Here is a 16140-nt window from a genome sequence, read left to right as displayed (position 1 = left end):
GATGCTGGATTTGGTTGTGCGCAGAGTTGTTCGAATTAGAGGTTCGGCTTGTTCACCATCAGCCAAAACACCAAAATGAGGGCAGGGAAGGCTAATGAACCAAGCATGATCCACATTTTGTTCAAACGCCAATACTGTTCTGGAAGTTGTTGAAGTTGCGAGACATTATTGGCTATGTCTCGCATTCTTATTTGTATCCAGACGACAGGCAGCCAGCATAGGCCCGCAAAAATGAATAGCGCCAATGCATATGACATCCATGGCTCGGTTAGCGGAATCCCCAACTCATTCAAGAGGAGTAAACCACTGATGATCTGGACGATTCCAGACGGTGTGGTGAATATTAGGTCGCCTTTGACGACCATTCTTGTGGTGAATTGGATAGACGCCAGGTTGCCGACGCGATGTGCCGCAAAAAAATAAAATGCCAGCCCAATCCCGGTGCCAAAGAGCACGGTGGAGCTTAAAATGTGAATCCACTTCAAAGTCAGATAATCCATGCTAAACATATGACTGAATTTGTTAGCAGAAGTGAATACTTATGTCGGTTCGAAAGCCGTTTTTTAAGGACATTTTCGGGAAAAACTGGGATTCACTGCCGACCGTCTTCCGAGTACACTATGCCAACTGTCCTTGGCATGATGATATTGTTCGGGTTTCTGGAATCATGTCGGTTTGGCAAAGTCCCCTAATTCGCCCGTTAGAATTTTTGTTTAGATGGACCAAGACGTTAATTCCAGTTTCAGCTGATCAGTTGGTCGCGAGGGTATCATTTAGGACCAAATCGGACCGGCCATATTTTTGGTATGATCGCACAATATTGCTCAACGATAGTACCGAGATGAAGTTTTCTTCTTACGTGGAGACAGTCGAAGGCAACCAAGTTATTGAGTGGACCGGATTGGGTGTCGGGTGGCATTCAAGCTACTCATTTGAAAATGGTCGAATCCATCTGCAGCATCTTGGGTATCGACTTCGTATTGGTCGGGTTGATTTGCCTTTACCTGTGTCATGGTTGATTGGAAAACCCGCTGCGTGGGAAGAGGCTGTGAGTGAAACTTCATTTCGAATGGAGATGGTTATACGCCATCCGATATTTGGCCGGATCTATTCTTACTCGGGCCAATTTGAAATAGAGGAAATTGAGCTTGCCGAATAAAGTTATGATTTTGGGTGGGTATGGCAATTTCGGTAAGCGGATCGCCCATGCCTTGGCGGCCGACGGTGTTGAAGTTTTGATCGCTGGCCGCTCATTGGAAAAGTCAAAAAATCTTGCAGACGAAATTGGGGATTTTGCTACCCCACTTTGTCTCACGATCCCGAATGATTTGGACCAAGCCTTATCGACATATTGCCCTGATGTCATAGTGAACACTGTTGGACCATTCCAACGGCAGGACTATGATGTTGCACGGATAGCTATTACTCGTCATGTTCACTACATTGACCTTGCCGATGGCCGTGATTTTGTTTGTGGCATATCTGAGTTGGATCAAATTTCTAAATCTGCGGATGTTTCTGTCATCGCCGGTGCGAGCACAGTGCCCGCGCTCTCAGATGCTGTTGTTAGCGAATTTCGGAATGAGTTTTCGACTATAGAAAACATGAAATATGGCATTGCGCCGGGCCAACGAGCAGAACGCGGACTCGCAACAACACAGGGGATTTTAGGCTATGTTGGTAGGCCACTTGCGCCATTCTCTGGGATTCGTCCTCAAGTGTTTGGATGGCAGGACCTTTATCGTCAAAGATATCCTGGCTTAGGTAATCGTTGGATGGCGAACTGCGAGATACCTGATTTGGATTTATTGCCAGTGCGGCACAACATTAGGTCAATACAGTTTTCTGCGGGGCTGGAAATTGATTTGTTGCACCTTGGGCTATGGGGGCTAAGTTGGCTTGTTCGTGCGGGTGTTCCGTTGTCGCTCGAGAATCTTGCAGCTCCCATGTTAAGCATGAGCAACTGGTTCAATGGATTGGGAAGTGCCGACGGTGGCATGCATGTTATTCTGACTGGTTTAAGTTCCGACAAAATCCCCAAAAGAGTTGAGCGACGTTGGTTTATTCTCGCTCGCGATGGAGATGGCCCGCATATACCGACAATCCCGGCAATTCTGTTGGCTAAGAAAATCGCGGATGGAGTTCAGCTTCCAGTGGGGGCGTATCCTTGCTGTGGATTAATCACTCTGTCTGAATATCTTCAAGCTTTAGAACGATTTAACATCGAAGTTGTATCTGAATGCAGTGAGGTTGCCTTGAATTTGAGCTGAAGAGTGCAACACTGCATCTAATAGTTGGAGCAGTTTAGAAGCGGGAGAAATCGCGTGACCCAGCATAAAGGCGGATGTGCTTGTGGCAAGGTGCGGGTGATGGCAAGTGGACAACCGGATCGGGTAGGCGTTTGTCATTGCATGGATTGTCGCAAGCATCATGGGGCTTTGTTTTACGCTGCGGCGATATTTCCCTCTGGTGCGGTGGAGGTGACTGGGGAGACCAAAAGCTATCAAGGGCGGCATTTTTGCCCAGAGTGTGGTGGTTCAGTTTTTGCGGTTACTGATGATGAAATTGAATTGCATTTGGGGGCGTTGGATGCGCCCAGCCAGTTTGTGCCTGACTATGAAATATGGGTTGAGCGGCGCGAAGATTGGTTGCCGGATTTTCCAAACACAGTGTGTTTTAAGTGGGATCGCGCATAGGTGAGGGCGTGCTGGCGACTTAAATGACCAGCTTGTACATCTCTGTGCCTTCTGCGGCTTCACCCGCCTCGCGTTGGAACCCGGCCTTTTGCAGCACTTTGGCTGAAGCGGGGTTGGCCGTTTCCACACCGCCCCATAGGTGGGCTGGCAGGTGCTGGGCGCGATACCATGCGACCAGCCCGGCAACCAGCTCTGTTGCGTAGCCCTTGCCCCATGCGTATTCGCTCAACAGGTAGCCCAGATGGATCTGGGGTGGTTGGGGCGGCTCTTGAAATCTGGCCAGGATCAAAAGACCGATCAGAGCGGACGGATTGTTTGTTCTGATCATCAGTAGATCACTTTCCGCCAAACGTGCAGCGATCCAATCGTCAAGGGTTTGGGTGGTGGCATCAAATTGCAGTGGCGCGGGCAGATGTTTCAACACGTTCGGTGTCAGGATTGAGACGAGCGCTTTGCGATCAAGGCGATTCAGGTCGGTACCGGACCATGGCGTGACGCGCAGGCGCTCTGTTTTAAAGTCTGGCAAATGGGACATAGATTGCTCCGGTGGTGCGAATGTTTGCTGACTTGACATTATCATGATTTCTGATAGGTAGGAAGCCTTACTAACTAAGAGGGCGAAATGCTACTTGTTCAGTTTTTGGAGTTGGCGCACAGGAAAGCGCATCGTGAATGGGTGCGGGCGGCAGCAAAATTGTCGTTGAGCCATAGTGAGTTTGAATATCTGAGCGCTATTCGGGATCAAGAATCCTATAAGACAGACAAGGACAATCATGGGCAACATTTGCAAGATGTTGTGGAGGCGATGGGGGTGCGCAAAGCCTCGGCCAGCGCCATGGTGTTGAAGCTGGAAGAGCGTGGATTGGTGGAGCGGGTCGATTGCCAATATGACGCGCGGGCCCAGCATATTTTGCTGACGAAAGACGGGCGCACCCTGCTGAAGCAAGGGGATTCCATTTATGCGACTGTGATGGCGCAATTGTTGTCGGAATTGCCCGCCGATGATCTTCATGCTGTCGCAAATGAAATGAAAGCAGCCGCTAATAGAAGCTAGCTTCTATTTGGTTTTAAAAGTCAGTCAGGCTTCCTGACTGAATGGTGAAAGGAAATGATGTGAACATTGAATTGGTTTTGATGGGCGTGGCCCTATATATTTTGATTTGGGAAAAATTGCCGGAGTGGGGCGATTGGTTTAACCGCTTGATCGCGGAGCTGCCTTCGCCGTTGCGCTCTTTATATGAGCAATGGCACTGCCCTTATTGCGTTGGTTTTTGGATGGCCTTGGTGTTGCATGGTCTCACTGGCATCTGGACCTTGCCAGCGTTGGGTGAGCTCCCCAGCTATTTGGGGCATTCGGCATTGCCGCTTGGGTGGTTTTTGGATGCGCTGGTCACCGCAACATTGATTTACACGGTGGTCATCGGATTGCGGGCGTTGGGCCTGCCTGCCATGAAGGCGCATTTGATGAAGGATGAATTTATGAAATCTGCTTTTGGTGGTGACGAAAGTGCGGCGCAACCAAACGCGCAAGAATGATGAATGGAGGCGCCCTCCAGGCAGGGCGCCTTTTTCCTCAGTTGGAGATCGCGACGGCGCGGCGGCAAAAGTCCGTGCCCAAAATCTGGTCTTTGATAAAGGCAGCGACATCGGCGCGGCTGATTTTGAGGGTGAGCTTGCGTTCCCCCGGGCCAAAGCCGGTTTTGAAACGTCCCGTGGCCTTATCATCTGTAAAGGCACTGGGGCGCACGATAGTCCAATCGAGGCCGCTATCACGCACCATGGCCTCTTGCCATTCATGGTCTTTGAAGACGGGGGCGAGCAGCGCACCAAACATGATGCGTTTCCAAAAGAAATTGAGGTTCTCCCAACTTTCATGGGCGCCGAGGGTGGATTGGCAAATAAGGCGTTTGATGTCGTGCTGCTTCATGGCGGCAATGACATTGGCGGTGCCGACAGAGCGGATGCGGCTTTTGCGTGACATGCCTGCACCAAGCGTAATAATGACCGCATCGTGTCCTTCGACAGCGTCTGCCACTTCGGTGGCGTTGGTGGCGTCGCCCGCCTGAAGGTTGAGGGCAGAATGCTGTACATTTAGCTTTTGCGGGGTGCGGGCGAAGGCGGTGACTTGATGGCCATCGGCCAGGGCCTCTTCTACCACCAAGCGACCAATTGTGCCCGTAGCACCAAAGATTATGACTTTCATTTCTTGTTCCTTTGCGTTACTCAAGGTGAACTTTACACGGTGACAACTTTACACCGTGTCAATTAACGGGAGATTGACGCCATGTCAAGTGACGGTCGCAATACGCGTGCGCGCATTTTGGAGTCTGCGGTGGAATTGTTGGAAAGCGGCACGGGCAGTGCGGTGCGCATTTCAGATATTGCCAAGGCAGCCGGGATCAGCCGGCAGGCCGTTTATTTGCATTTTCCAAAGCGGGCAGATTTGCTAACAGCGGCGACGCGTTATCTAGACGAAAAGAATGATGTGGATGCGCGGCTTGGAGAAAGCCGCTCAGCGCCGACCGGGTTGGTCCGGCTTGATGCCTGGGTGGCCGTGTGGGGCAATTATATTCCCGAAATCTATGGCATCGGCAAAGCGCTGATGGCCATGATGGATAGCGATGAGGAAGCGCGAGTGGCGTGGGAGGATCGCATGCAGGCGGTGCGCCATGGCTGCGCGGCGGTGGTGGGCGACTTGGCGCGGGATGGGCAACTTGTTTCCGACCTCAGCCAAGAGAAGGCGACCGATATTTTGTGGATGCTGCTTTCCGTGCGCAATTGGGAATTGTTGCGCCATGAATGCGGGTGGACGCAGGATCAATATGTGGAGCATTTGAAACAGGTGGCGCGTGCCAGCTTGGTGGCCCGGGTCTAGGCTGCTTCTGTCAGCGCTTCATTTTCGCGTGATTTTTGCCATACATATAGCTGCACCAAAATCGGCGCGAGCTTTTCGCCTGTGGCGGACAGGGCATAAATCACCCGAACGCGGCGTTCATCTGTCGGTGTGCGGGTGATCAACCCGTCAGCTTCCAACTCGCGCAATTGTTCGGTGAGGACTTTTTTGCTGGCTTTGGGCAGGGCGCGGTCAATTTGCGCAAAGTGCATTTGCCGTTCGCAAAGCATATGCAGAAGGATGGGCTTCCACTTGCCGGAAAAGGTTTGCACGGCGGCGGCCACCGGGCAGGTGAGTACTTCGTCAGCATAAAATTCTGCGGGGTCGATTTTAATCATTTTACCGAGCCTATCATTGTCTGCGCTTAGCATAATCCGTGCAGCAACAGATGGCTATAGGGCACAAATTTGTAACGGATTGTCATCGCATTTTCATGGCCCTAAATGGGGGGAAATGGAGATGAATGATGAGCTATAAAATTCAACGTGTGCCGATTTTGCCTTTGGGCATGATCAATGCATTTTTGCTGCAAACCGCCAAGGGCGCCGTGCTGGTGGATACGGGGTTGATGGGCACCGAGGATAATGTGGCGGCGCAGCTTAAAAAGCTGGGATTGGGCTGGCACGACCTCAAATTGATTATCGTTACCCACGGGCATGTGGACCATGCGGGCAATGCGGCAAAGTTGCGTGCGCTGAGTGGCGCGCCTGTGGTGATCCACCAAGCGGAAGCAAAATATTGCGCGGGCGAAGCGGAGATGAAATTGTGTCCCACCGGATGGGTTGGGCGCTTGCTTTATCGCCGGGGCATTCCTTTGCGGCCCTATGACTATTTCTCGCCCGACATTGTGATGCATGATCATGACGAGTTGGACTTGCGCCCTTATGGATTGGAAGGTCGAGTGGTGTTTACGCCGGGACACACGCCGGGGTCCATTTCAGTTTTGATGGATGATGGTCATGCTTTTGTGAGCGATCTGATTGCTTCTGGATTTGCACTGGGCGGTTTGCTGCCCGTGGATCGGCCACGGCGTCCGCCATTTGAAGAAGAGCCGCTTGAGGTTGCCTTAGCGTTGGAACAATTGTTGGCCAAGGGCAGCACAGATTTTCATTTGGGGCACGGCTTTAGGCTGAGCACAAAGGCAGTCGAGCGGCATATCCATGCGCTGCGGAATCTTTAGTTTTGGCCGGTTTTGGCAGCAATGTGGCCGTTAAAACATGCGGGCAACGACCACAGTGAATGGTAGAATTGGCCGAATTCGGGATAAGATTCTGTAATGACTCACAGATTTTCTGTGATTGGGTTTGTTCGGAATCGGCCAACTTGCGGATGGGGTCAATTAACCTCAATCGCAATAAATGATTCAAGCATAATGGGTTAGGCCAGTTTCTTGAATCAGATTGTCAGGATGGCGAAGTCTGCTGGATTTGCGTCAATGCTCAAATACGCGAATCGAATGTCTGTTTGCGCCATATGATGGGCGAATCCAGAAAATGAATCTGGTTTCAAATGTTTAGCGCAGTTTGTTGAATCAGTTTATCAGGCGCAACCAACCGATGGAGGCCTTTGAATATCGTTTAAAACTTAGCGCGGGGTTAAGGTTACAACCGAGACGGTTTGGCCATATGAAAAGCCGTGTTATAAGCGGGACCAAATCAAATCCCGGAGTGCACTATGTCCTTTTTTAAAAAACTATTCGGTGGCGGTGATAAGGCTGAATCTGGCCCAAAGATTTTGGGTGAAACCACTGTTGAAGGACTGCGCATTGTGGCCATTGAGATGAGAGCTGGGCAAGAATATCAGCTTTGCGGCCGCATTGAACGCACCCATGAAAATGGCGATATGGATGCCGTGCAGTTTATTCGTGCGGATAAATTGACCAGCGCAGACATGGCGGAAAAAGCGACCTTGGCCAAGGGTGAACAGATCATCCGGGAGCGTGGCAAAACGCTTTTTGATGGGGGAGAGAATGTCTGATCCGTCCAGTCGGGGACCGGAAAAACGCAGCCTTAAACATCATCTATTGAATCGACTTTTATATGCGGTAATTGCTGCCGTGATTTTCGGTGGGTTGGTGTTTTTTATTGATGGCCGTTTCAATCCCATTACGATTTTGACCTTTATGGCGATCTTCTTCGTGGCGACCGTTGTTGCAGATTTTCTAGGCAAGCGCCTCTGATTCCTGTTCGACCTCTTCATGGTCGGGAGTGGTTGTGAGGCCAAGGCTGATCAAGACGCCTAAGGCGGGGAATGCCGTGAACACCATTAGGAGTGCCGCCCCTGCATTGCGCGCGGCCTCTACGGTGAAAATCTCCCCTGCCACAGCTCCGTCAAACAAGCCAAACGCAATGGCGCAAAAGCCTGCGATGGCGGCGCCAAATACAGCGCCTGTAAATTGAATGGGTGTCATGGCGCCTGACGCGATGGATTTGTGCTGACGTGGCGATTGGGTGATGATGATTTGTCGGATCAACGGGCTGGACGAGCCATATCCCAAACCAGTGGTGATCAGTCCAGCAAGGACCAGCCAGAAATAGCCTTGCCACACCGCGAACGCGCTCAGTAAACCACCTGTCATGATCAAGGTTGCCCCCATGCGAATAAAGGCGATGCGCAGCGACATGCGTTCAATGCGATTGGATGTCCATGCGGCCAATGTCCACGAAAAGGCGAGCGAAGCTGCGGTGTAACCTGCGGCCAGCGGTGACATGAACCAAATCGATTGCAGCAGCGCAACGATATAAACCGTGCGGCCGGATGCGCCGATGGAAAAGAGGCCGAGCATGGTGAAGCTGCGGCCCATATTGGTGCGCAGGGAAAACAGGTTGGGCGGCATAAAGCGTTCTGCCGCTTTTTGGTCCAATGCTGCGAACACAACCATCAGGGTGCTGGAGGCGGCGATGATCAGTGCCAGTAAGCCCGTATTGGTCATCTGCCCGGCAAAGCCAGTGATCAAAAGGGCGGCGACCAGCAACAACAGTCGGCGCACTGGAAATGGTTTTGGCTCGTCTGCCGATTGGGTGGCTTTTGGCAAAAATTTGTAGGCCAATAGGATGAGAATCAAAACCAGCGGCAGGTTGAACAAGAATGCCACACGCCAGGACACATATTGTGTGAGAAGCCCAGCAAAAAGAGGTGTTGCGGCGGCGGCGACAGACCATAAGGTTGAACTAAGGGCAAAGATGCGCGGCAGCAGCCGGGCGGGTAAATGATCGGCGATGACCACATAGACCAAAGAGATCAACATGCCTTCGGCCAGCCCTTGCAAACCGCGGGCCAAGATGACCAAGGCGAGACTGTTGGCAAGACCGCCCATGATCGAGCCGACGGCCAGAAGGGTGGCTGCGGCCACAAAAATGGGTCGTGCGCCAAACCGCACTTTAAAATTGCCCGCCATCACGCCAGCGCTGATGGAGCCGACTTGGAAGAGGGCAAACAGCCAGAACATCAGTTCACGTCCACCCAAATCCACCACAATGGAGGGGGCGATCACGGTGGTGATGAAGCCATTTACCGCGTGGGAGGTGACCACCAGAATGTTCATCAGGGTGATGGGCAGAAAAGCGGTGGAGAAAATACCGGCTTTTGGATCTGTGTCAGCAGTGGTGAGCATGGGCGAACCTAGGTGATTTTGCGCGGTGGCGTTTTGGGCAGGATATGCGGCAGAACCAGCATTGGCGTGTGCAGCACAAAGAACAGCACTGACATCAATGGTGCGGAAGATTGTACCCCATCTGCGGTGAATAGGCCATTGGGTGCATCGGGGTTGATCAGGGCAATATTGAGGGCGACCAAGCCAGCCAATGCGGCGCCAAAGGCAGACGCAGCATTATCCATAGGGGGCAGCATGGCGGCGGCCCGGTCGCGCTCTCGACCGCGCACAAACTGCACGGCGATTTTTTCAATAAAGATGTTTTGCCAACCCAACCCCAAACCCAAAAGGGTCAGGGAAAGCAGGAACAGGGGCAGGCTGGCAAGCTTGAGGGCAATAGCGCTGAGGGCAACGCTGAGCCAAATGGCATAAATGCCGATGATGATCCAACGGCGCTGGGCCTGATAGGTGGACACGCCAGAGACCGACCAGGAGCCAACAGTCCAGAACGCGGCGGGCAGGGCGGTCATGTACCCGGCCAGAGTCAAATCTATGTTCCAAAGCGTTTGCACATAGGCCACGTTGTAAAGCGCGTTCGCTGTGTTCAGGACGTTGACCAGCAGGGTCACCATATAGGCAATGGCCACCGGGCTACGCGGATCAAACAGGCGAAGAGGCAGCATACGGCGCTTGCTGTGGCGCTCGGCGCGCAAGCCAATGAAAACCAGGCCCGCGGCCGCGATCAGCAAAGCGGCGATGGGCAAGGGGTCGGTGAACTGGCCAATAAAGCACAGGATGGTGATGGCCAGAATTAGCGGCAGCAAAACGCGCATGTCGGGCTTGGTTGCGGCGCCCAATCGTTTGGTGTCGGGCACTGCAAAAAAGGCCTGTATGGCAATCACCAGGCCGATGACAAAATTGACCAAAAAGGTGCCGCGCCAAGTGAAAAAATGCTCCAATATGCCGGCAGCCATGGGCCCGATGGCAGCTGCGAGTGCCCACACAATGGCCAATATGCCGATCATCCGGGTCATCAAATTGCCCTTATAGCTCTCGGCCAAAACCATATAGGCAAGGGAAACCAATATGCCTTCGGCAAAACCCTGGATGCCACGCCCAATGATGATCACTTCAAAGATCGGCGCAAACCCGCCGATGGCGGAGCCAATCACCAGCAGAATAGCGGCGAGATAAAAACTCTGGCGGGCGCCAATGCTGGATTTAAGATTGATGGTGAGCATGCCGCCCAAAATGGCCATCAGTGAAAAAAGCGCGGTTGACCAAAACAAGATTTTCGCGCCGCCAATGTCTGCGACGATCGTGGGCAACACTGTGCGCACCGCGAAAATGTTTATCGCGTGGGAGCCAATGGCGATGATCAACGTTAGTGTCAGCAACGCACGCCCCTCTTTAAGCAGATCTGCAAATGAGGTCTTTTCAGCGTTGGCATCGTTGGACTGATCGGTCATGGCGCTTCTATTTAATAAGAAAAAACTTGCCTTATATTAGAAAGGTGATTTGACAAGTCAAATCTTTTTTTATTAAATCCCTTCAACAATGGAAAAGCGCATGAAGCATAGCGAAGATAAAACGATTGAGCGATTGCTCTATCTCCTCAAATCACGAGGTGGACAAACAGCGGTGAGCTTGGCGGAAGCCGTGAGCACAACGCCTGTAGCGGTGCGTCAGCACATGGAAAAGCTGTTGGACCAAGGCTTGGTGATGGGGGAAGACCGCCGCGAATCAGTGGGGCGACCCAAGAAATATTGGAAGCTGACAGAAAAGGGCCATTCGCGGTTCCCTGATCGCCATTCTGATCTGACCATGGAGCTTTTGGGCTCTATTCAGGATATTTATGGTCAAGAGGGCATCGACAAGCTGATTTCCGTGCGTGAACGCAAAGCATTTGACCTTTATCGCGACAAGGTGGCGGCGCAACCCACCCTGCAGGGCAAGGTGGAAGCGTTGGCTGACTTGCGCGAGCGCGAGGGCTATATGACCGAGGTTGAGCCTTGCGATGATGGCTATTTTTTGCATGAAAATCACTGCCCCATTTGCGTGGCAGCGACCACGTGCCAGGGATTTTGTCGCTCAGAACTGAACCTATTTCGTGATGTTCTTGGCGATGATGTGCGCGTGGCCCGCGAGAGCCACATTGTGAGTGGCGCGCGGCGCTGCACATATCGGATTGTAGAAGCGCACTAAGTTTGATCTAGTGGGACAAATTTCGCGAAGGAACAGATTCCTTTGCATAAAACTGACCCATTTGAGAGGCGTTTATGGCGGAAACCGCTAAGCCAAAAATTGCAGTTGGCTGGGAAGAGTGGATTGGCATGCCAGATATTGGCCTGCCGGCGATTTTGGCGAAAGTCGATACAGGTGCACGTACATCAGCGCTACATAGTTTTGCCTATGAAGAGATTGAAATTGATGGGCAAACACATATTCATTTCGGTGTGCAGCCGCTGGCTGATGATCCTAAACTTCACGTGTGGTGCAATGCGCCCTTGGTAGCGTATCGGGAAGTGATTTCCTCCAACGGCATGGCCGAAATGCGTCCCTTTGTTCAGGTGGAGCTGCATTTGGCGGGCCAAAGCTGGCCAATTGAATTGAGTTTGACCAATCGTGAAACCATGAATTATCGCATGTTGCTGGGCCGCACCGCCATGGAAGGGCGGATTATGGTCGACCCGTTTGGCGCCTGCATCAATGGTGTGCCTGAGGGTGATTTTTATGGTCATCATTTGGCGGAAAGCACCACCAAAAATCTTTCCATCGGTATTTTAACCTGCGCGCCGAATGCTTATTCCACGCAGCGTTTGGTGGAAGCGATTGAGCAAAAGGGGCACCAAGTCGATCTGGTTGATATTGCGCGCTGCACGTTGCAAGTGGATGCGCAAAACCCAACCTTGTTTCTGCGAAACGAACTTTTGCCACGTTATGACGCGGTGATCCCGCGCGTTGGCACACCGATCACGCAGCATGGGTTGGCCGTTGTGCGGCAATTCGAGTTGATGGGCAGCTATGTGTTGAATGGGGCCTCGTCCATTGCGGCCGCGCGCGATAAATTGTGGAGCTACCAATATTTGGCCAAAGCCGGGTTGGATGTGCCCTCAACCTTTAGCGCGTTTCATGGGCGCGATGGCCGTGCCATGGTGCGCAAAGCGGGCAAGGGACCGTATGTGCTCAAATCGCGTAAAAGCGAACGTGGTCGTGGGGTATTGTTTGCCCCGGACAAGACAATGGCCAAGAGTTTGTTGGATGCGTTTGATGACCTTGATGAAAAGCTGCTGGTTCAGCCGTTTTTGCAGGCAGAAGACAATGCAGATTTGCGCATCATGGTTTTGGGCAAAAAGGTGATTGCTGCGGTGCGCCGGGTGGCCAAAACGGGCGAATTTCGGGCCAACTTCCATCAAGGGGGCGTGACCCAAAAGGTCAAAATCAACAAGCAAGAGCGACAAATGGCGTTGCGGGCAGCCAAGGCGCTGGGATTGCGTTTTGCCGGGGTCGATTTAATGCGTACTGACGCGGGCCCTGTGGTGATGGAGGTCAATGCCTCTCCCGGGCTGGAAGGCATTGAAAGCGCGACGGGTCTTGACCTGAGCGGCAGAGTTATCGACTATGTGGTTGAATATGCGCGTCCATCGCCGCCGGCGCTTCAGGACGTGCCACAAGCTGAGTAGAGCGATGCTGTTTCGGTTAAGCCGTTTGATGCTGTTGTTGACGTTTCCGCTGTTGTTGGCGGGGCTTTCTGCATGTGTGGAGCGGCCCGGCAAGCCCACCGAGTTGGAGCAGGCCGTGCGCGACAATGCCGCCCTGAAGGTGAAAAAGATGTTGGAGGAGGGGGCAGACCCCAACCATGTTTCGGAAAGCGCTGGCCCACTTATTTATATCGCGGCGGGCCCGAAAGGTGGCGCCGAAGTAACATTGGTGTTGCTGCAAGCGGGTGCCAATCCAAACGCAGCCAATAGCGACGGACGTTTGCCGCTGCAAAATGCGGCAAGCTGGTGCAGCATCAACACGGTATCATTGTTGCTGGAAGCGGGTGCAAATCCTCATAAAAAGGGCAAAGACGACAAAACTGCGCTTGACGATACGTGTCGGCAACCGCAAAGAGAGCGGGAAATCATTTTGGAAATGCTGCGCACGGCAATGAGTGAATAGATGGATTTATTGACATCGTTGTTTTTTGAATATGGCGCGCTGGCGCTGGCTGGCGTGGCGGCTGGGATCATTGCTGGGCTGCTGGGCGTGGGCGGAGGCATTGTGATGGTGCCGGTGATGACCACCATTTTTGCAGCGAGCGGCATGGATGAAGCGGTGATTTTGCATGTCGCGGTGGCCACTTCGTTGGCAGTGATCGTGCCTACGGGCACGTCGAGCGCGCTTGCCCATCACCGTAAAGGTGCCGTATCCGGTGAATTGCTGAAATTGTGGGCCCCCTTTATGGTTGTGGCTTCGTTCCTGGCGGGCATTAGCGCAGGTTTTTACTCCTCTTTGGTGATGCGCTTGATATTCGGCATTATGGCGATTTTGATCGCGGTGAACTCGGTGGTGCCGATTCAGAAAAAGCTGATGGAGCACCTGTCCGATTCTGCTCGAACGCACCGCACCAGTGCGGCGATCATTGGCTATATCTCATCTTTGATGGGTATTGGTGGCGGCTCATTGAGCGTGCCGACAATGACAGCGCTTGGGCGCACCGTGCACCAGGCGGTGGGCACAAGTTCGGCACTTGGTGTGTTTATCGCGGTGCCTGGTGCGCTTGGCTTTGTGCTGTCAGGATGGGGCGTGGCGGGTGTGCCTGATTATGCCCTTGGCTATGTGTATTTCCCCGCGTTTCTGGCGCTTGCGGTTGGGGCCATTTTGTTTGCCCCCGTGGGGGCAGCCATTGCCCATCGTTTGTCAGGCGTTTGGCTGAAGCGGGTACTCACGATCTATTTGCTGATTGTTGGCACGCGGATGATCTTGAAAGCGATCAGCGGATAAAGCGCGCCGCCCAGTGAGCCACGCGCTTTTGGTCCAGCCTATTCGGCCTGGTCAATTTCCCACTGTACATTCACAGTGACAGAATAAGTCATTTCGCCAGCTTCAACCGGCACAGCCATTGCTGCGTCAGCCATTTCCATGCGCGCACCCATTTTCATCATCGGCGCGGGGCTATAGCTCTGATTTTCTGAAATGTTCATGATGTTGCCCAAGTCAACACCGGCCGCAGATGTATAAAGCTCGGCTTTCTCAATCGCGTCCTTCATGGCGTTTTGACGCGCTTGTTTCATCAATTCATCGGTGTCGGACACGCCAAAATTCACACCATTGATGGTGTTGGCCCCCACGGTAACGGCTGCATCGAGCACGCCGCCCAAGCTATCCAAATCGCGAATGGCAACGGTGACATTGTTTGAAACGCGGTAGCCGATAATTTTTGGCGGCATGCGATAGCCGTTTGCGTCGCGCTTGTCGGTATGCACATAGTTTGGGTGCACAGAAAAGCCAGAGGTCTGGATGTCCTTATCTTCAACGCCGGAGCTTTTGAGGACGTCGATCAGAGCGGCCATTGCTTCGGAATTGGCGGTAAGTGCGTCGCGCGCGGTCTCGCCGTCTGTGGCGACGCCTGAGGTGACCGTTGCCATATCCGGCACGGCCGAAACATCGCCCACGCCTTGGATGCTGATGGTCGAGATATAGTCTTTTTCCTCTGCAAATGCAGCAGGGGTGGCAAGGGCGGCAAGGCTGATTGCCGCTGTAATTGGCAGGATCGCTTTATACATTTTCCATCTCCGATTGGATCGATGGCGCTGATCCTGCCAAGGATTTGCGACGCTTTTGCGGCATCAATAGGGTGCTATTGTGACTCGGCTTCTTCAGCTTCCTCGTCAGCACCTTCCTGCATCGCCTCAGGGTCATAGTCCGGTGAAAACTGCATCAGATATGCAATTACATCTTCGCGGTCTTCTTCTTTTTTAAGCCCGGCAAACGACATTTTTGTGCCTTTAATATAGGCGCGTGGCTTTTCCAAATATTCGCCAACGGTCTCTTCAGTCCAGACCAAGCCTTCTTCGCCTTTAGCGACCAAGGCTTTAGAATATTTAAAATCCTGTGTGCCCGCGACCATGCCAAAAATATCGTTCAGCGCGGGGCCGACGCGGCTCTTAGCGCCTTCGCCCACCATGTGACAGGCTTTGCATTTCTTGAAGACTTTTTCGCCTGATTCAACATCGCCCTCGGCAAATGCTGGCGCGCTGAACGCCATGAGAGCAGCGAGGGCAAGGGTAAGTTTTTTCATCTCATAATCCTCCGCGATTTAAGATATGTAGACTGTAGGTCACTACAATCACTGAAAGCAACCGGGTAGGTTGTCACATGGAGGATAACGTCTAATCGACGCAAAAGGTCCGAAACAGTCCTTCGATATTTGATCGCACCGAACTCTTGTCCAGCGAGTAATAGATCGCTTTTCCCTGCCGTCGTGTGTTGACGAGCCCCTCTTGCCGAAGTCGCGCCAATTGCTGCGACACTGCGGCTTGGCGCGCGTTGAGCAGCGCTTCCAGGTCTGAGACAGAGGCCTCGCCCTCCGCCAAACGACACAATATAGAAAGACGCCCCTCATGGGCGATGGCCTTAAGAAAGATGGAAGTTTGATCGGTGTCCAAACTGGATTCAGATTTTTGGGAGGCGTTTCCCTCCAAATTGACCGCTTGTAACGTCATTGTTCCCTCAATTGAGCTTATTGCTCTTATTTTTTTAAGTACGTGCTTGATTGTTGCGCAGGATAAGCTATGACAGCAACCGCTATCCCGAATATTCCCCAAATATGGAATCGTGCATCAATCTAAGATTAACGATATGCGTACTTACCTATATGATCAACTCGTAATCGGCTAATTATAGGGAATTCCCTAAAACGCATTCTTAGAAATACTGTGATCGTTGCAGAAAAGTCTTCCAATTGTTTATGG

General features: G+C 52.5%; 22 protein-coding genes. 13 read left to right on the top strand and 9 right to left on the bottom strand.

Annotated elements, in window-relative coordinates; all coding sequences use genetic code 11:
* Positions 1-35: 35 nt before the first annotated feature.
* A complete protein-coding gene (locus tag G549_RS0107525) occupies positions 36-500 on the bottom strand; it encodes a DUF2269 family protein (protein ID WP_027834514.1) in 465 nt (154 codons plus the stop codon).
* 41 nt (positions 501-541) lie between these two features.
* On the opposite strand from G549_RS0107525, the gene G549_RS0107520 reads away from it, so the two are divergent.
* From G549_RS0107520 to G549_RS0107510, 3 genes are read left to right on the top strand one after another with little or no spacing between them, the layout of a single operon-like run.
* Entirely contained in the window at positions 542-1159 is a 618-nt protein-coding gene (locus tag G549_RS0107520) for a DUF4166 domain-containing protein (RefSeq protein WP_027834513.1), read from the top strand.
* Entirely contained in the window at positions 1149-2270 is a 1122-nt protein-coding gene (locus tag G549_RS0107515) for a saccharopine dehydrogenase family protein (RefSeq protein WP_156905510.1), read from the top strand. The genes G549_RS0107520 and G549_RS0107515 overlap by 11 nt, the downstream gene beginning before the upstream one ends.
* Before the next feature lie 54 nt (positions 2271-2324).
* Positions 2325-2696, top strand: a complete 372-nt coding sequence (locus G549_RS0107510) for a GFA family protein (protein WP_027834511.1) — start codon at positions 2325-2327, stop codon at positions 2694-2696.
* A 19-nt stretch (positions 2697-2715) separates the two neighbouring features.
* On the opposite strand, the gene G549_RS19455 is transcribed toward G549_RS0107510, so the two are convergent.
* Positions 2716-3231 carry a GNAT family N-acetyltransferase gene (locus G549_RS19455; RefSeq protein ID WP_051213534.1) on the bottom strand — a complete coding sequence of 172 codons (516 nt, stop codon included), beginning with the start codon at positions 3229-3231 and terminating at the stop codon, positions 2716-2718.
* An 87-nt stretch (positions 3232-3318) separates the two neighbouring features.
* On the opposite strand from G549_RS19455, the gene G549_RS19450 reads away from it, so the two are divergent.
* Positions 3319-3750, top strand: a complete 432-nt coding sequence (locus G549_RS19450; RefSeq protein ID WP_051213533.1) for a MarR family winged helix-turn-helix transcriptional regulator — start codon at positions 3319-3321, stop codon at positions 3748-3750.
* A 59-nt stretch (positions 3751-3809) separates the two neighbouring features.
* The gene (locus G549_RS0107495) at positions 3810-4232 is read left to right on the top strand and encodes a hypothetical protein (protein WP_027834510.1); all 423 of its coding nucleotides are present in this window, start codon (positions 3810-3812) and stop codon (positions 4230-4232) included.
* Between the two features lie 37 nt (positions 4233-4269).
* Here G549_RS0107495 and G549_RS0107490 read toward each other — a convergent pair whose 3' ends face one another.
* On the bottom strand, positions 4270-4899 hold the full coding sequence (locus tag G549_RS0107490; RefSeq protein WP_027834509.1) for an NAD(P)-dependent oxidoreductase: 630 nt from the start codon (positions 4897-4899) through the stop codon (positions 4270-4272).
* Positions 4900-4980: 81 nt separating this feature from the next.
* Between G549_RS0107490 and G549_RS0107485 the strand changes: the two genes are divergently transcribed.
* Complete coding sequence (locus G549_RS0107485; protein ID WP_027834508.1) at positions 4981-5571, top strand: TetR/AcrR family transcriptional regulator; 591 nt, start codon at positions 4981-4983, stop codon at positions 5569-5571.
* Here G549_RS0107485 and G549_RS0107480 read toward each other — a convergent pair.
* Positions 5568-5927, bottom strand: a complete 360-nt coding sequence (locus G549_RS0107480; protein WP_027834507.1) for a winged helix-turn-helix transcriptional regulator — start codon at positions 5925-5927, stop codon at positions 5568-5570. The two genes, G549_RS0107485 and G549_RS0107480, sit on opposite strands and share 4 nt — an antisense overlap.
* A 128-nt stretch (positions 5928-6055) precedes the next feature.
* Here G549_RS0107480 and G549_RS19445 point away from each other — a divergent pair, with 128 nt between their 5' ends.
* From G549_RS19445 to G549_RS0107465, 3 genes are all read left to right on the top strand, one after another.
* Complete coding sequence (locus tag G549_RS19445) at positions 6056-6769, top strand: MBL fold metallo-hydrolase (protein WP_169449625.1); 714 nt, start codon at positions 6056-6058, stop codon at positions 6767-6769.
* 494 nt (positions 6770-7263) lie between these two features.
* On the top strand, positions 7264-7566 hold the full coding sequence (locus G549_RS0107470; protein WP_027834506.1) for an HlyU family transcriptional regulator: 303 nt from the start codon (positions 7264-7266) through the stop codon (positions 7564-7566).
* Complete coding sequence (locus tag G549_RS0107465; RefSeq protein ID WP_027834505.1) at positions 7559-7768, top strand: hypothetical protein; 210 nt, start codon at positions 7559-7561, stop codon at positions 7766-7768. The genes G549_RS0107470 and G549_RS0107465 overlap by 8 nt, the downstream gene beginning before the upstream one ends.
* On the opposite strand, the gene G549_RS0107460 is transcribed toward G549_RS0107465, so the two are convergent.
* Both G549_RS0107460 and G549_RS0107455 read right to left on the bottom strand, forming a co-directional pair.
* Positions 7751-9202, bottom strand: a complete 1452-nt coding sequence (locus G549_RS0107460; protein WP_027834504.1) for an MFS transporter — start codon at positions 9200-9202, stop codon at positions 7751-7753. The two genes, G549_RS0107465 and G549_RS0107460, sit on opposite strands and share 18 nt — an antisense overlap.
* 8 nt (positions 9203-9210) lie before the next feature.
* Positions 9211-10650: an MFS transporter gene (locus G549_RS0107455; protein ID WP_027834503.1), complete on the bottom strand. Its 1440-nt coding sequence runs from the start codon at positions 10648-10650 to the stop codon at positions 9211-9213.
* Positions 10651-10750: 100 nt separating this feature from the next.
* On the opposite strand from G549_RS0107455, the gene G549_RS0107450 reads away from it, so the two are divergent.
* From G549_RS0107450 to G549_RS19440, 4 genes are all read left to right on the top strand, one after another.
* A complete protein-coding gene (locus G549_RS0107450) occupies positions 10751-11386 on the top strand; it encodes a helix-turn-helix transcriptional regulator (RefSeq protein WP_036221688.1) in 636 nt (211 codons plus the stop codon).
* 74 nt (positions 11387-11460) lie between these two features.
* Entirely contained in the window at positions 11461-12864 is a 1404-nt protein-coding gene (locus G549_RS0107445; RefSeq protein WP_027834501.1) for a RimK family alpha-L-glutamate ligase, read from the top strand.
* Positions 12865-12868: 4 nt separating this feature from the next.
* Complete coding sequence (locus G549_RS21255; RefSeq protein WP_051213532.1) at positions 12869-13345, top strand: ankyrin repeat domain-containing protein; 477 nt, start codon at positions 12869-12871, stop codon at positions 13343-13345.
* On the top strand, positions 13346-14170 hold the full coding sequence (locus G549_RS19440) for a sulfite exporter TauE/SafE family protein (protein WP_051213531.1): 825 nt from the start codon (positions 13346-13348) through the stop codon (positions 14168-14170).
* Between the two features lie 38 nt (positions 14171-14208).
* On the opposite strand, the gene G549_RS0107425 is transcribed toward G549_RS19440, so the two are convergent.
* From G549_RS0107425 to G549_RS0107415, 3 genes are all read right to left on the bottom strand, one after another.
* Positions 14209-14952 (bottom strand): SIMPL domain-containing protein, encoded by a 744-nt coding sequence (locus G549_RS0107425; protein ID WP_027834500.1) that lies wholly within the window; start codon positions 14950-14952, stop codon positions 14209-14211.
* Between the two features lie 74 nt (positions 14953-15026).
* Positions 15027-15467 (bottom strand): c-type cytochrome, encoded by a 441-nt coding sequence (locus G549_RS19435; protein ID WP_084634081.1) that lies wholly within the window; start codon positions 15465-15467, stop codon positions 15027-15029.
* 91 nt (positions 15468-15558) lie between these two features.
* A complete protein-coding gene (locus G549_RS0107415; RefSeq protein ID WP_027834499.1) occupies positions 15559-15891 on the bottom strand; it encodes an ArsR/SmtB family transcription factor in 333 nt (110 codons plus the stop codon).
* Between the last annotated feature and the right edge of the window lie 249 nt (positions 15892-16140).

This window comes from Maritalea myrionectae DSM 19524 (genome assembly GCF_000423365.1).
GTDB lineage: Bacteria > Pseudomonadota > Alphaproteobacteria > Rhizobiales > Devosiaceae > Maritalea > Maritalea myrionectae.
Note: the sequence above shows the minus strand (reverse complement) of the source record. Positions and strands in the feature narration are given on the sequence as shown.